12 protein-coding genes are annotated in these 15,228 nt (G+C 44.4%); 2 read left to right on the forward strand and 10 right to left on the reverse strand.

From position 1 onward, the window contains the following. Window positions 1–48 precede the first annotated feature (48 nt). A complete protein-coding gene (locus tag PLE7327_RS06445) occupies window positions 49–1,227 on the reverse strand; it encodes a LeuA family protein (RefSeq protein WP_015143049.1) in 1,179 nt (392 codons plus the stop codon). A 347-nt stretch (window positions 1,228–1,574) separates the two neighbouring features. On the opposite strand from PLE7327_RS06445, the gene PLE7327_RS06450 reads away from it, so the two are divergent. Further along, window positions 1,575–3,365 (forward strand): flotillin family protein, encoded by a 1,791-nt coding sequence (locus tag PLE7327_RS06450; RefSeq protein ID WP_015143050.1) that lies wholly within the window; start codon window positions 1,575–1,577, stop codon window positions 3,363–3,365. A gap of 961 nt (window positions 3,366–4,326) precedes the next feature. Further along, a complete protein-coding gene (locus PLE7327_RS06460) occupies window positions 4,327–6,072 on the forward strand; it encodes an alpha-amylase family glycosyl hydrolase (RefSeq protein ID WP_015143051.1) in 1,746 nt (581 codons plus the stop codon). 27 nt (window positions 6,073–6,099) lie between these two features. On the opposite strand, the gene PLE7327_RS06465 is transcribed toward PLE7327_RS06460, so the two are convergent. The 9 genes from PLE7327_RS06465 to PLE7327_RS25170 all read right to left on the reverse strand — a co-directional run bounded on the left by PLE7327_RS06465 (window position 6,100) and on the right by PLE7327_RS25170 (window position 15,140). Then, a complete protein-coding gene (locus tag PLE7327_RS06465) occupies window positions 6,100–6,852 on the reverse strand; it encodes an HpsJ family protein (protein ID WP_015143052.1) in 753 nt (250 codons plus the stop codon). Window positions 6,853–6,895: 43 nt separating this feature from the next. Beyond that, window positions 6,896–7,555, reverse strand: coding sequence for a cyanoexosortase A system-associated protein (locus PLE7327_RS06470; RefSeq protein ID WP_015143053.1), 660 nt, complete (start codon window positions 7,553–7,555; stop codon window positions 6,896–6,898). Window positions 7,556–7,566: 11 nt separating this feature from the next. Beyond that, window positions 7,567–8,418 (reverse strand): cyanoexosortase A, encoded by an 852-nt coding sequence (gene crtA, locus PLE7327_RS06475; protein ID WP_015143054.1) that lies wholly within the window; start codon window positions 8,416–8,418, stop codon window positions 7,567–7,569. A 48-nt stretch (window positions 8,419–8,466) separates the two neighbouring features. After that, window positions 8,467–8,907 carry a PEP-CTERM sorting domain-containing protein gene (locus tag PLE7327_RS06480; protein WP_015143055.1) on the reverse strand — a complete coding sequence of 147 codons (441 nt, stop codon included), beginning with the start codon at window positions 8,905–8,907 and terminating at the stop codon, window positions 8,467–8,469. Window positions 8,908–9,036: 129 nt separating this feature from the next. Then, complete coding sequence (locus tag PLE7327_RS06485; RefSeq protein WP_015143056.1) at window positions 9,037–10,221, reverse strand: class I SAM-dependent methyltransferase; 1,185 nt, start codon at window positions 10,219–10,221, stop codon at window positions 9,037–9,039. Between the two features lie 349 nt (window positions 10,222–10,570). Beyond that, window positions 10,571–12,148, reverse strand: coding sequence for a VanZ family protein (locus tag PLE7327_RS06490; RefSeq protein WP_015143057.1), 1,578 nt, complete (start codon window positions 12,146–12,148; stop codon window positions 10,571–10,573). Window positions 12,149–12,201: 53 nt separating this feature from the next. After that, complete coding sequence (gene lhgO / locus PLE7327_RS06495) at window positions 12,202–13,413, reverse strand: L-2-hydroxyglutarate oxidase (RefSeq protein WP_015143058.1); 1,212 nt, start codon at window positions 13,411–13,413, stop codon at window positions 12,202–12,204. 264 nt (window positions 13,414–13,677) lie between these two features. Continuing rightward, window positions 13,678–14,193, reverse strand: a complete 516-nt coding sequence (locus tag PLE7327_RS25165) for a DUF2079 domain-containing protein (protein ID WP_217523339.1) — start codon at window positions 14,191–14,193, stop codon at window positions 13,678–13,680. 2 nt (window positions 14,194–14,195) lie between these two features. Further along, window positions 14,196–15,140 (reverse strand): DUF2079 domain-containing protein, encoded by a 945-nt coding sequence (locus PLE7327_RS25170; RefSeq protein WP_217523340.1) that lies wholly within the window; start codon window positions 15,138–15,140, stop codon window positions 14,196–14,198. Between the last annotated feature and the right edge of the window lie 88 nt (window positions 15,141–15,228).

The following is a 15,228-nucleotide window of genomic DNA, read 5'->3' on the forward strand; positions in this document are numbered from 1 at the left end:
TCGATGCGAAAAGAAATTCTTTGTTTTTTCAGGAAGTTGATATAAAGTTCACAATTGCAAAAATCCTTGCTCCAATAACTCTAAAATTTCCTCTGTGGAGAAAGAACGTTGTTCTTGAATGGAGAGATTTTTGACAAGCGATCGCAGTCGTTCGTACTGTTCTTTGGTGAGCGGTTTTTTGAGATGTTGCTCGAAAAGATACTGAAAATTACTAGCACCGCTACACTTGCCAAACCAAATCTCCGGCTTTCCGTAGGGAAAAATTGAATAGCTGCGATAATCTTCTAGGAGACTTTTAACATGAATCCCCGTTTCGTGGCGTTGCGCTTGTTGAGAATAGGGCGAATGCGGGCGAATTCCTCGGAGATCGAGATAGTCTGTTACTTTATTAAGAGCATCATAATCGATTCCTTCTACCTCCCAGCCAAATCGAATTCTCAGACCGTTTAAAACCTGTTCTAGAGCGACATTTCCCGCTCGTTCTCCAATGCCGCCAAAGGTGCCAGAAACGCCAGAAACCCCCGCTAACACCGCCTGAATGGTGTTTTCGAGTGCCAACCCCAGATCGTTGTGGAAATGAACGGCTAAGGGAGCCTGATTAGTATACTCTAAAAGGTCGTGTATCCATACATAAGTTTTTTCTGGCGTCAGGACTCCCACTGTATCGCAGAGCAAGAATTGCTCGATATAGGGTTGAAAAGCGCAGATACACTCGACCAGAAAATCAAAATCGGAGCGACTGGCATCCTCGGCAGCAAAGTATACTTTTAAGCCAATTTCTGTGGCGTAGCGCAGATGTTTGAGAATTTTGTCGATCGCACTCTGACGAACTTTGTTGATAATGTTTTTGGGAATATTATCATCTACAGTTTTCCCTTTATAGTCGGGGTTGCGGCGGATTGCCGGATCTCTGAGAAAAAGCAGGCGATCGGAGACGGCATGAAAGAGAATAATCTTGTGTACGCCGCAAATTTTAGCGCGATCGATAAATCGTCGGTTCATCATCGTCGAGGCGACAACCTTATTATCCAATCCTTCCGCTATCAATGTTTTCACCAAATACTCTTCAGTTTCATGAATGGCAGGCATGATAGCGATTTGATGTACTCCCGTCCTAGCGATCGAATGTGCTAAAGTTCGCTTAGTTTCACTCTCAAAGAATAGTCCTGCTTGTTGTTCGCCATCTCGAAGCGTTTCATCAGAAATTATCAACCCGATCGTCTGCATGATATGAGTTCAACTGTTATCCAACTGAGCAGCCTCTTAAAAGCCCAATTATAAAGTTAATCTTAAAAGTATAGGAAATATTACTGTATTTTGACATATTACATAGTAAATTATATCCAACTTAATGCGTTATAACGGGTTAGTAAGGTAATTGGTAAATATTTTGACTGTTTAATAGACATCACTTTCAAAGGAGCTGTTTCCGTAAAAATTTTACGGTCATACTTGGATAAGAACGAAGAGAGGAGGGGGTGGGGAGACAAGGGGGAGACAAGGGACTGTGGGGAGAAAACTAACTACTAACTAATCTCCAAAATGATTAAAGATTCAACTTAAGGAGTAAATTGATGAACTTTGGAAGTTTGCATGATATCCTCTTCTTTCCAAGTTTAATTGTTGGATTGCTGGTTTTACTTTTCATTAGCATTTGGGCATATACAAGAGTTTATATTATTACCCCAAATAACGAAGCTTTTGTAAGAACTGGAGGCGTAATTTGGAAAGGCAAAACTGTTATTCTCAATGGTGGCTGTATTGTCTTGCCTAGATTTCACCAAATCACGCGCGTTCCTTTGCGAGAAATTTCTATTGATGTAGAGAGAACTGGCAAACTAGCGGTTCGCACTCAAGATTATTTGCGAGCCAATATGCGGGTGACATTTTACGTTTGCATTAATCCCAACAAGGATGATGTATTAACGTCTGCTGCTCGTTTGTCCAAACAAGAAAAAATATCCGATAATGATATCAAAGATGCCTTAGAAAAAAGAGCCGACGGCGCGATTCGTGCCGCAGCGAAAAAGAAGAGTTTGACAGAGATTGATTCTGATAAATTGGGGTTTGCCAATGAAGTTTTGAATCTGATTCAACAAGATTTAAAGAAAGTCGGACTGACATTGAATAATATCGCCATTTCGGAAATCGAAGAAAGCGATACTTACGATGAAAATAACTTTTTCGATGCTCAAGGCATGCGTTTGAGAACCGAAACAATTCAGCGATCGATTCAACAGAAACGAGAAGTCGAATTAAGTACTAGAGTCGCGATCGAACAACGAGAACTGCAAGCCGAAAAACAATTGCTAGAAATTGCTAAACAAAAAGAAGATGCCAAATTAACCCAACAAAAAGAAATTGAGTTGCTCAAAGCACAAAGAGAAAGAGAAATTCAAGAAGCAAAAGACCAAGAAGCTGCCACGATCGCTCGCAATAAAATTTGGCAAGAAAAAGCCGTTGAAGAAGAAAAAATTCAACAACAATTAGCCGTACAACAGAGTCAGATTGAGGCAAATATAGCTCTAGAGGAAGGCAACAAACAACTCAAAGTTGCTGAAATTATGCGCCAACAAACGATAGAAGTCTCTCGCTTGCGATCGCAAATCGAAATTGCCCAAGCACAAAGAGAGTCAAAAATCGCTCAACAAGAAGCTGCAATCGCGATTGCCGAAAAAGAGCGCGATCGCGCCTACGCCGAAGCCGAAAAAGCCAAAGCCGAAACCGCCGTTATCACGGCGATAGAAGTCGAAAAAGCAGAAAGGGAAAAACGCCTCTCGATGATTTGTGCCGAACAAGAAGCGCAAAAACGTGCCATTGGCGATCGCAACGTCATAGAAATCGATGTTTTCCGTCGCAAGCGTCAAGCGGAAGTTGCTCGTCAAGCAGCAGAACAAGAAGCCGAAGCCATCCGCTCCCTTGCCGATGCTAACCGCTATCAAGCCACGGCAGAAGCAGAAGGCAAACGGACGCTTATTGAAGCCGAAAATGCTCTTAGTAATGCCAACCGCACAGCAAAACTAATCGAAGCCATTTTACCCGAACTAGCAGATCGACTGCCAGAAATCGTCAAAGCTTTAGCACCTCAACCAGGAGTTTTGGGAGATACGCGCATTTATGCGTTTCCAGGAGTAAACGGCAACAATAACAATGGCGCTAGCGATATCAACAAACTATTGCTCTCTACCAGCGGTTTAGCGCTACTCGATACCTTGCTCGATGAAAGCAAATTAGGAAAAGCGATCGATCGAGTCAAGCAATTACTCACTTCTGAGGAGAAAAAGTCCTCAGCAACTCTTTCCAATCTACCCCAAGATGAGAACGCGGTGTCTGAAGAAGTTCGGACACATGAGCCATCCGTTTAAAAGCAAGTCGTATAGTGAATTGAGGCGATTGATGGTAAAAAAAGATCGGTCTCTAATTAGTTAACAAGACCGAGCTAGTAAAAATGTTACTTGAATTATATCGTAGCAGTTTAGCCAGTCAACTCACACCTGCTCAATTATTAACTCTTTTAGCTGAGCAACAAGCTTTAATTCGCCCAGTTATTAAGCTATTGAAATGTTATAAATTCGTGGTGTTGGGAGACCGAGAATTTCATAGTGTCGAACTAGCAAGACGGCTTTTATCAAAGAAAGTTAACTTTGTTTTACGTCAACAATAAGGGACTTTCATCCAACTAAAAAGACAAGCATGGTATTTACTAACCAATTTAAAGAGTTTAGAAGAAGCAATAAAAGCTTATAAACGGCGAGTCTGGATTGAAGCAATGTTTAAGGATTGTAAAACGGGTGAATATAATTTAGAAGGGTCTAAAGCCTCAATAGAAAGATTGACTCGCTTAGTTTTATTGATGGCGTTCGCGAAGCGTGCCGGAGGCAATCTCGCCTACACGAGTTCAACCTTAAAAGGCAAAATAATTACAGCGAAGGAACAACAACAATACATCGGTCGCTTGAGAAAGATTAAACAATCTTTGACTCCAAACAGTAATTTTTGGCTCGGATTATATGGGGATGTCTGGATAATAACAAGGGAATTTGTTGCCCCTAGGGGAGAAGAATTGATGAGACTTAACTCAATAAGCTCCCATTTTATCAGAGAGGGATAAGAGCTATGAACATTATACAGCAAGCTTTCTAGCTGGGTTGTCACCCCGTCAGGGTTTTCTCTCTATCGTTGTTCTCAAAAAACTCCCCAGCCGCTATCTTGGTATAATCGCAACTTTAGCTGCAAAGATAAGGACTATATTAACAAGTTCTTACCGAACAACTTAATCATCACACCTTGCTAACGTTTTCTTCTAAAGCGTAACGATTTTGAGTAATGAGTGAAGCAAACAAGCAATTTGAATATTTTTCCCTCCGAGTCAAGCCTCTCCTAGAAACTCTCTACGATAAAAAAACTGCCGCCCATTTTTTAGAGCGGTTGTACTATCTCCTCAAAGAACATTTTGCCGATCGCGTCGATGAAAATTTAAATAAATGGACGGAAAATAACGTTCAACTCATAACCTACGGAGATAGTATCCTCAAAGAAGGCGAAAAACCCTTAGTTACGCTCGATCGCTTTTTAGACGAACACATTCGAGATACACTGACAGGCGTTCATATTCTGCCTTTTTTTCCCTACAGTTCCGACGATGGGTTTGCTGTCATCGACTATCTCAAAGTCGATCCACAATTAGGAGATTGGGAAGATATTCAACGGATTGCTGGAAAATTTAATTTAATGGTCGATCTCGTCATCAATCACGTTTCCAGCCAACATGCTTGGTTTGAGCAATTTAAGCAAGGAATTAAGCCGGGATGCGATTATTTTATCGAAGTCGATCCCGCTACCGATTTATCTCAAGTCGTTCGTCCTCGCAGTACGCCATTGCTAGCTAAAGTCAATACGGTTAAGGGAGAAAAACATGTCTGGGCAACCTTTAGCGAAGATCAAATCGATGTTAATTTTGCCAATCCAGAGGTTTTATTGGAGTACGTTAAAATTATTCTTTTCTATATCAAGAAAGGGGCAAAATATATTCGACTCGATGCCGTAGGATTTCTCTGGAAAAAAATTGGCACTTCCTGCATTCATTTACCAGAAACTCATACCGTTATCAGGCTTCTACGGGAAATCGTACAAATGCTCGATCCGATGGTAGCTTTAATATCGGAAACTAACGTCCCCAACCGAGAAAATCTGAGTTATTTTGGCAATCGAAATGAGGCGCACATGATTTATAATTTCAGCCTTCCTCCCCTCATTTTGAATGCTTTATTACAAGGAAAATCCGATCATTTAAAAACATGGATGATGAGCATGCCTCCTGCGCCTATTGGGTGTGCGTATCTGAATTTTACCGCTTCCCACGATGGAATTGGTCTGCGTCCTACTGAAGGATTGTTATACGAAGACGAGTATCAAACCCTGTTAGAAAAGATGCAGGAATTCGGCGGCAAAATCAGCATGAGAAATAAATCCGACGGAACCGAAGTTCCTTATGAGGTCAATATTTCTTTCTTCGACGCGATGCAAGGTACTGTTAAAGGTAAGGATAAATGGCAAATTCAGCGCTTTCTTTGTTCGCAAACGATTATGTTAGCTCTCGAAGGAATTCCAGCTTTTTATATTCATAGTTTATTGGCAACGCCCAACGACCTTGAAGGCGTGGAAAAAAACGGAAGAAATCGCTCTATTAACCGCTACAAATGGAATTATGAAGAGTTAGAAAAACGCTTAAAAAATCCCAAGTCTCCTCAGTCAATCGTATTAAAAGAACTCAGCCGACGCATCAAAATTCGTCGCAAACAACCTGCATTTCATCCCAATGCAACTCAATATACTTTGCATCCCTTAAATAAAGCGCTGTTCGTCTTCTGGAGACAAAGCATTTATCGCGATCAAAGTATTTTCTGCATTAATAATTTGAGCGATCGCACTCAAAAACTTCGTCTCTCTGACTTAAATTTATTTATTATCGATCCCTGGTGCGATCTCCTAAGCGGGCATCCAATCGAAAATCTCCACGACAAATTTACCCTCAAGCCCTATCAATGTGCTTGGATTACTAATAAGTTTTAATCGAGCGATCGGCTAAATACCAGAAAATTATAGCAGTCTTGCCCAGTAGGTAGCCTGCCACGTCAGCAGAAACAAAACCCCGCAGATGAGAGCGCCCAAGTTCCACTTGACCGACCTCTTGAGTAGGGTTAGCTGTCGATTTGCTTGCATTTCCTCAGCTTCGACAGCTATCTTTCTTTCAGCAATGGCGATCGAAGAAGCAACTTGTTTTTTTGCCTCTTCCAACTGTTGAGCATTTTTCACCTCCTGAGCCAGTGGTTGACTGTCGAGGCGGCTCACGAGTTTTTCCAGCTCTTCTTGTGTCTGAACCAATTCCAATTGGGATTTAACTTGTTGAAACCGAGCTATATCCCTATCGAGTTGGGCACTGATTTCTTTATCGATCTGTCGATCGAGCCTTACAGTATTTAACAGTCCCAAAGGAATCAGCAAAAAAAACAGCACTGCCAACAACAAAGCCGACCAAGACAAAAACTTCAAGATAGGTCGCTCCCATCTCGCTCGCAGATTGGGTTCTCCCAAAAACACCAGCGCTAACCCGATCAAAGGGACGGGAGCTTGTTCGACTAGCGCGCCCAACATCTGCATTTCCCAGACGGGATTCATAAAGCGCGACGGCATAAAAATTTCAATTAGGTCGAACAACGTTAATGCCAAGAAGCCATAACCGATCCAGTGCAAAAGATTAAGAGAACGCGATAGACCAGAACTAAACTGCCATAGCTCGTCTACGGTTTCAGTGAGTTTGTCAGTTGGTTTGTTCGTGGATGATTTAGCCATTAATTTGACAATTACGCTCGCAAAAGTTTGAATAAACCCGAATTTATGGCTTTGGAAAGCGTGGATTCCACCAGTTATACCAGGAAACCCAGATTTTTTCTAGATCCCGATAGGCAGCTTCAGAAGAAGCATTTGGCACGGCAATGGATAAATGTGCCCACAGACAGCGCTTGTCTCTGAGGGGTTCTTGACCGAGTAGCCAAGGTAATAGACGATTCAAGCTGATGTCGTAGAGATACCGATTCTGCTCAAACTGTTCGGCAGTCACTGTACTACTGCCGCGTCGGTTAATGCAGGCGCTCAGGTAAGCTCTCTGCTGGCGCGCGAAAAGACCGTAAAAGCCTGTCTTCTGATGATGCACGACAAGAGACTGCGCAATCCCAGCGTACTGTTGAATAAAGATTCTGACATCTCCATTAGTAGCGGTAAAATAACGCATTTCGATATCCAGATTCAAACCGTTCTGTTGATATCGATAGTGCCTTCCAGCAACTAATTTTGGAAACTCGTAATTAGATTTGGGCAAGGAACGACTCGCCAGAGGCTGCCATCCTGGTAAGGGCACTTCTGAAGGAAAAACAAAGGAGTCGGCAATGGTACGGTAACTTATCGTCGGAGCTAGGATTGACTTTCCTAAAACGAACAGAACACCTCCAAAAGTTACGACTAAAAACGAGTATCGGATTTGTTTCCAGAACATCATCGTTCCCAGAACTACGCCGTATCCCGCTCGACGGGTTCCTGCTGTCGGATCGAGAAAAGGCAGAATAAACCGAAAAGTAGCACGGCAATCAGCGAAAACACGAGAGAACCGCCGCCTTTATGCCAGTATTCAAAGGTTTCCAGCTGGGAAGAGGCAGCTAGGACGGTCATGAAAGCAACTCGAAATCCGTTGACTAAAAAAGCCAAGGTGACGGCAACGATGGGTGCTAGGATTTTTTGTCCCCAATTCATGGGAAACATCGCCAGAAAAAGAATCGCTAGCCCTAACAAATGAGCCATATTTTCCAAACCCGAACAGCCAGGATAGACTTCGACACCTCCCCCAGGGAGATTGATATAAACTCCTTGGCGAGAAACTTCAAAGCCCAAATACCAAAGAATAAAAGCAGCAAATTGAGCTGTGATTAAGGAAGTATCGATCGATAGCGACGATAGGATTACCTGGGGCACGCCCAGAAAAAAGAGAACGGTCAGTTCTTGCCAGTATTGCTTGAGTCCCTTAAAACCAGAAGCAAGCAGGGCAAGACCGACGGCAGATAGGAAAGGAGAGAGACGAATGAAGTGACTGCCAGTTAGAGACGTGCTCTTTAGCAGCACGATCGCCACGAGCAATGCGCCCAGTAAGCTAGATAGCGCACCACTTTCTAAATTTAGGCAACTACGCTTTCTCCAGATTAAAGACGATACAGCCAGCCAAAACAAGACGCTAACGCCTAGCAGGTTAATATCTCCAAATCTCCAAGTCACAGTCAGGTGAATGGCGATTAACCCTGCTGCAATCCCCAACAGCCAGAATTGGAAGTTTTTTAGGTATCTAACTGGAGTAAAGAGGATTGCTTTCATGTACGTATCGCGGTAGCCATATCATCTTAGGGGAAACAAGAAACCTCTTCATTGAGTCTTTTGCTTCGATGTCTTTTGCTTCCTCGAATACTCTCTATGCAACAAGCCTCCGAATCCCAAAGCTAAACCTGTGCCTAGGATAGTAAAGGGTTCGGGGACGGTTTCGAGATCGGCTCCAATCGCTTCGTTGGCTACAGCCGATCGAGTTGCAGTCGAGCTGAATCTTGCTCTTAAGTCGGATGCTACAGTCGAGCGATTCGCTATAGTTACGTTGAGAGCTTTAAAAGAAAAATAGGTTTCAAGTAATTGGGCTAAATTTAATCCCATCACATCCGCAGAGGGATCTTCTATCATCGAATCCGAGAAGATGTCTTCTCGCATTGGATGGGAGAATGGTTGACCTACTGTGACGGCGTATGTGGCTGCTGGTGTGAGACTTAGCACTACTGCTGTTGCTGTTAAAACCATCAAAACACGGGTTTTGTTCACGTTTTTCTCCTCAACTACGCTCAAAATTTTACACTTCGCTTCAGTTTGAAGACGAATAGTGTATTTATTTATTCTTTCTTCAACGAGCGCTAGCTGTTTTCCTTAAAAGTATATTTTTAAAATTGGAACTCAAACGCAAATCATCTCGGCATTACAGCTCAAATCCGCGATCGCCTGTTTGATTTCGCCTTTGTAGATTGGATTCATCACGATGACGATATCCGGTTGATACTCTCGCAGAAATTCCGGCGAGACAATTTGCTGTCCCTCTCCAGCCACGTACATTCCCTGTTTGCGAGGATTGATATCGACGGCATACTCGATCGCGTTCCCGACGTTCAGGAGATTCAAAAAAGTCACTCCCTTCGAGCCAGTTCCCCAAATAACGACTTTTTGTCCCGAACGCGACATTTTTTCCAGTTTTTCTCGCCATGTTTCCACTAGAGCATCGAATCTCATCTTAAAGCTAGCAATATCTTTTGACAATACCTCGATTTCATCCGCGCGATCGCTGCTAGCGATTTGTCCGTTCGCTGGTAGGGATTCCAAGCAAATAAACTGTCCGTCAAATACTTCACGAACTTCCTGCGGTACAAACCCACAATGAGAAAAGGTTTGTTTGAGAGAAGTCGGCACGAAATAACTGCAATGTTCGTAGATAATATCCCAGATCGCGAGATGGCGAAGAGTATACAGAGCGTTGGGAACTTCAAAGAAAACGGGGGTATCGAGGCGAGCGCCAATCGCCTGTCGCAGCGGTTCGAGTAGATCGGCAGGATTGGTGACGTGTTCTAGGGTGTGCCGACAAACGATCAGATCGGCTTGATAATTTTTGTATTGCTGCGAATAATAATCCTGAATAAATTGAACGCGATCGGCTAGGGGGATATGTTCTGGTCTGGCTACGTAGCTGGGGTCGAAACCAATGCCGCGATTATTGCCCAGTTCGCACAGGGAAATCAGAAAATCTCCTTTGCCGCAACCAATTTCGATAATATCTTTGTTATAGAGATGATGCCGCTCTACCAAGTCAGCAGCGAGGGAGTCGGCATATTGCTGAAACCGAGGCGAGTAGTGTAAAGAGTTTTCGTAATCCCGATTATAGCCTAATTTAGCTGGATCGAACGCCACATTGGTAATAAAGCCACAACTATGGCAGAAAGAAAGTTTGATATCTCCCTTGGGACAATTCTGAGCTGCTTCCCGTTCCGTCCACAAAAGATTGCAGTAGACGGGAACGTCTAACATTTCAAAAAATAACTCCAGATCCTGAGACCCACAAACAGCACAGACGCGATCGGCTAACTCGTTCATTTTCTGTCTCCAGTTTGTCTAAAATGCCTATTTTTTAGTGGTTAGCCCTTGACTAACCCAGGGTTATTTCATTGTGACTCGATCGCATAAAGAAATAAACTCATTCGCAATTGGCAATCATCAGTTCGCAATTAGTTAGCGACTCTGGATGTAAGGCTTTTTCCTTGAGCAAAAGTCTTCTAAAGAAGACCCGATAGGAATTTCAGTCGATTTTAATCGAGTTGCGCTTTGAGCCTAGAACTAAAGTTCTAGGCGTTGATGCCAAAGGTGCAAGATCTGAGGTAAGACGGACTTTAGCATCGTAGACAGAGAGTTTATTCTCTGTCTACTAGAATGCAATAGCCCTGGGCTAACTGCTTGCCAACCAAGACTCGGCTTTTCTTTTGACCAATACCACGGTGGCGCAGAAAATGATCGAGCTATGTAGCAGGTTTTCCCAGTTTGCAGCCCTGCCGCTTCCACTCATTAAAATGCCTTCTAGAATCCCAGCCGGGAAAAGGATTCCTCCTACAACGATCGCGCTCGCCAACCGAATATCTCCCCGTGAGATTGTTAAGATAAGTCCTAGAAGACATCCCAGAGGAATAAAAATTAGTCCGTAGTAAAAGAGATTGTAAGCTTTTTTGCTCAAAGAATCGAGACTAACGCTCCAACCATCTAAAAAACATAATACATATCGAGACAGGGCAATTTCTGGAGTTAAATCGAGAGACGAAAAAAGTTCGACGCGATCGATATAAACGCTAAGGGTCACACCATTATAGGTAACGATCGAACGATGGAAATTGGTATCGGAAAATACATTGGGGACGACGAAATCGGGATGGTTAGCATTTGTTCCCGTGACTGGCGTTCGCAAGCGAAACACTAGGTCAGATCCCTCCTGCCCCAAGGTAAAATTGCGCTGAAAAAGATCGCTTGAAAGGGAGAGGATACGCGCAGGACCAAATTGTCTCGTGTCAGCCGTTGCCAGAACAATTCCAATGGTAAATTGAGAGGTTTTGCCAATTTTTTGGGCGATCGCGGTGGCAGGAGCGACTGTTTGCAACCAGTGGCTGTCAGAGAGAAAGACCCCTGCTCGGTTTTCAGTATCTGACGGTTTTCCGTGCCAAGATAGATCGGGAAGATTTCCTTTTAGATCGGCGTAGCTGCCTTTGCCCCTCAAGCGATAGGAAGCAATTGCCGCGTCTTCAAGCGGAGTCAAACCATTCGGATTGTTAAAAATTTGGGCTATCTCTGCCTTAGAAAAGGCGCGGTCGGCAATGTCCACTTGAGAAACATACCCTTGCCAGGGTCGATCCCCCGTTTGCTCGTTGCCCAGCAACAGCGGAAAACTCGATTCCCAATTGCTAAGATTTATTGTATTCTGTAGGGCGATCGCGATTAGACACATCAGGCTAAAATAGCCGATGAACCCCGCTGTTAACGTCTTGGGTGAGAGAAGGCATTTTCTTTTTGCGATCGCCCAGGCAAAACCGAGGGGGATAAGCTGCAACAGGTAAAAGCAGACAAAACCCAAATAGCCTCCGATGCTATTGGTCGCGATATCTGCGATCGTAGGCGCTCTCGAAGGGATAAATACCTGAAGGATCTCGACCGTCACCGATAAGACAGTACTGGCGATCGCGATGACTAGAAAACTGGCGATAAATCCTAACTTGAGTCTCCGAGTCAGACAGGTCGCCCCAAAACCAAAGGGAACAAATAACAGAATATTCCTGACCAGATCGCCCGAATTGCTGGGATGGTAAAAACTATGAGTAATTAATTCGATCGAGATACCATCTTGAAACGAAAAGTTAAAAGGGTACAGCGTGGCGACCAGCACCAGCAAAAAGCTACCAATTACTAGAGCAGGAGTCCATCGCTCCACTAGGCGATCGATAATAGCGACAGAAGATCCGGTAAGACGATCGTGTGGATTCATAGCCTGCTTTAAGATTATGCTAGGAAGTCATTCTCAAGTTTAGCAATTGGCTCTCAGCCAACCGCTATCTTCAAATGCCGCGGTGCGGGAACCCGTTCGGCGATCGCTTTTCCGATTTCGAGGGAAGAAGTCGCTGCTGGCGAGGGAGCATTACAAACGTGTAGGGCATTGCGACCTTCGACGATGAGAAAATCATCTACTAGCTTGCCATCGTCCATTAGTGCTTGCGCTCGAACGCCTGCATGAGTGGGGATTAGGTCGTCGGACTGCACTTCGGGAATGAGCTGTTGCAAACTACGAACGAAGGCAGCTTTACTGAAAGAGCGAACGATTTCTTTAATCCCTTCATCGGCATGTTTGGCAGCCAGTTTCCACAAACCGGGGTAAGTCATGGTTTCGAGAAAGTCCCGCAGGTCGAAATCGGTTTTTTTATACCCTTCTCTCTTGAAGCTGAGTACAGCATTTGGTCCGGCGTGGACGCTTCCGTCTATCATGCGGGTAAAATGAACCCCCAGGAAGGGAAAATTAGGATTGGGAACGGGATAGATAAGGTGCTTGACCAGATAGCGTTTTTCTGGCTTTAGCTCATAATACTCGCCTCGGAAGGGAACGATCTTGGCTTGGGGATTGACGCGACCCAATCTAGCCACGCGATCGCTATGCAGTCCGGCACAATTGATGACAAAATTAGCCGTAAAGGTGCCTTGGTTAGTTTCCAGTACTTCTCCTTGCGGGGTTTCGAGAATTTTTTCAACCCTGGTATTGAGGTGCAGTTCCCCACCGCGATCGCAAATTAGCTGGGCATATTTCTGACATACCTGCCTGTAATCGACAATTCCGGTCGAATAAACCCGAATTCCCGCCAAGCAACTGACGTGCGGTTCGATTTCTTTGACTTCCTCGCCGCTGATTCTGGCAATTTCGATGCCGTTTGCCAATCCCCGTTGATAGAGATTTTCCAGCAGCGGCAGTTCCTGGGGTTCGGTCGCGACAATGACTTTGCCGCAAACTTCGTGGGCGATGTTATGCTCTTGGCAGAAGGCAACCATCGAGCGGCAGCCTTCGCGACAAAATTTAGCTTTGAAACTGCCCGGTTTGTAGTAAATCCCAGAGTGAATGACACCGCTGTTATTTCCAGTTTGGTGAGCCGCCCAATCGCTTTCCTTTTCTAAAACTAAAATTTTGGCATCTGGATAGCGTTGTCCCACAGCCATCGCTGCAGATAAGCCAACAATTCCTCCACCAATAATGGCAACGTCAAACACTGGTATCTTTACTCCTAAAACTCGTGTGGATTCATTAAGAAAGGCAGAACTTAGAATTCGGAAGTCGGCGCTGCTTGCTCCTCCGCGGGAGCTTCGTGCGCGGCGGAGTCGGAAGTCGGAAGTAGGGGAAGAGTGGGGAGTGTGGGTAGACAATTAACGACTAACCAAACCACGAACTACTACTGTACGGGCGGGTTTTTTAGACTAAGTATCGGTAAATCTAGAGCGTTTTTAGATAAACCCGCCCCTACTCACCACTAACTACTAACTATTCCTCAATTTTTCAAACAGATAAACTTTATCTTTTTGATAGGTTAATTGAAATCGTTTGTCCCGTTCGAGTTGCTCGACCAAACCAGGTGCGGTATTTTCAACCCTGAGACTTGCATGCTCCAAATTTAGCAAAATATAGTCAAATTTAGACGCATTAACGGGCGGGGAACGATAAAACTTGACTACAGGACGATGAGTCACGTGGGGAGCGATTTCATGGGTGGTTAACACGCTGCCTTTGGTTTTAACCTGGGCGATCGCTTCCTGCGTTGCTTGCCAATTAGACCAGTCGAACAAATAACCTTTATTATCTATCAGGGCAAGCCTTAAAGTTAAACCCAAAAACAAGATCGCTAACATCCACAGGATAATGCTTTTTCCCTTTCGCAGCCACGATCGATTGGCGGCAAGAGTAGAAACGATCGCCACCACTAAAAAGGGGACGATGGGTAGGGAATAATGATGCATTAAGCCTTGCTGGGCAGACTTTTCAGATAAAATATCCAAAATCAGCGTTGGAGATCCCCAATTAACGGAGCGAGATCCCAGATTGACAGTCCCCAAATGACTGGCAACGCCAAAAAAGCCAGATATCTAAGAGTATCGAGGGACAGGACTCGCTCTAAAACAAGATGCGGCTTCAGCAGCAGATTCTTGGCAATTTCTGGCAGAGTTCCGCCCAGATAAGCATAACGGCTCATTCCAGCCGCCATGCCCGTTTCAGTTCCTATTCCTGCATCGAGGTTAGTAAATGAGGGGATAATCGCCTGGGTAGCGATCAAAAACCAAGCACAACCGGAAAAGATGGCAATCGCGCCGCATAAACGCCTTTTCTCAAACACGAACAGCCAGACTCCCATGGCTGCTACAGTCAGCGATAAGATTTCCTTACAGCTTAAAAAAAGGACGATTGCCGCGACAAACCAGGCTGTCTTCCCCAAACGCGCTGCCAAAACCGCACCCAAAAGCGCCGGAATGGCTATGACCTCTGGGTGAAAATCGAATAGATTGGCCGCTGGAATTACGGGATACATAAGGTAGGCGGCTGCTATTCCTACCGCCTGTCCTTGCTTTAATCCGGCTTGGCGGGCTAAAGCCCAAGCGGGCAAAGCGCCCAATGCCAAAGCTACTGCTTGTACGGCTAATAACCAACGAACGTCAGGGTAAATTTTGTAGAATAAACTCAGCGGATACAGAATCGAGGATGCATGGTCGCCCAAAATATGAACGCCTAAGAATGAGGATATGGGCGGTTGTCCTTGGCTAATTAAATAAACGGCTTGGTCAAAAATTCCTAGATCGAAAGCCCCCGAACGAAAAAGTGTATGCCTGATGCTGCTACACAAAAATAGAAATAAGCTACTCGCCGCGATCGCCAAACCCAAAGTTTTGGTGTTTAGCTGTAAGGAGATCGAGCTGTGAGTGTCTTCGAGCGGTTGCAGGGATTGTTTCATAGCTGCTACTCCTTAGCTTGCTGGTTCTTTTTCTTAAGTCACATCTAAAAACTAGGTAGGATTTTAGAATCGAACTTATATTCAAAGG

The sequence above is a fragment of the Pleurocapsa sp. PCC 7327 genome, from assembly GCF_000317025.1.
Taxonomy (GTDB): Bacteria; Cyanobacteriota; Cyanobacteriia; order Cyanobacteriales; family Microcystaceae; genus Hydrococcus.

Coding starts and splice junctions, on each gene's coding strand:
- PLE7327_RS06450 (WP_015143050.1), top strand. CDS start 1,575: ATGAACTTTGGAAGTTTGCATGATATCCTCTTCTTTCCAAGTTTAATT.
- PLE7327_RS06445 (WP_015143049.1), bottom strand. CDS start 1,227: ATGCAGACGATCGGGTTGATAATTTCTGATGAAACGCTTCGAGATGGC.
- crtA (WP_015143054.1), bottom strand. CDS start 8,418: ATGAAAGCAATCCTCTTTACTCCAGTTAGATACCTAAAAAACTTCCAA.
- PLE7327_RS06490 (WP_015143057.1), bottom strand. CDS start 12,148: ATGAATCCACACGATCGTCTTACCGGATCTTCTGTCGCTATTATCGAT.
- PLE7327_RS06485 (WP_015143056.1), bottom strand. CDS start 10,221: ATGAACGAGTTAGCCGATCGCGTCTGTGCTGTTTGTGGGTCTCAGGAT.
- PLE7327_RS06470 (WP_015143053.1), bottom strand. CDS start 7,555: ATGATGTTCTGGAAACAAATCCGATACTCGTTTTTAGTCGTAACTTTT.
- PLE7327_RS06460 (WP_015143051.1), top strand. CDS start 4,327: ATGAGTGAAGCAAACAAGCAATTTGAATATTTTTCCCTCCGAGTCAAG.
- PLE7327_RS06465 (WP_015143052.1), bottom strand. CDS start 6,852: ATGGCTAAATCATCCACGAACAAACCAACTGACAAACTCACTGAAACC.
- PLE7327_RS25170 (WP_217523340.1), bottom strand. CDS start 15,140: ATGAAACAATCCCTGCAACCGCTCGAAGACACTCACAGCTCGATCTCC.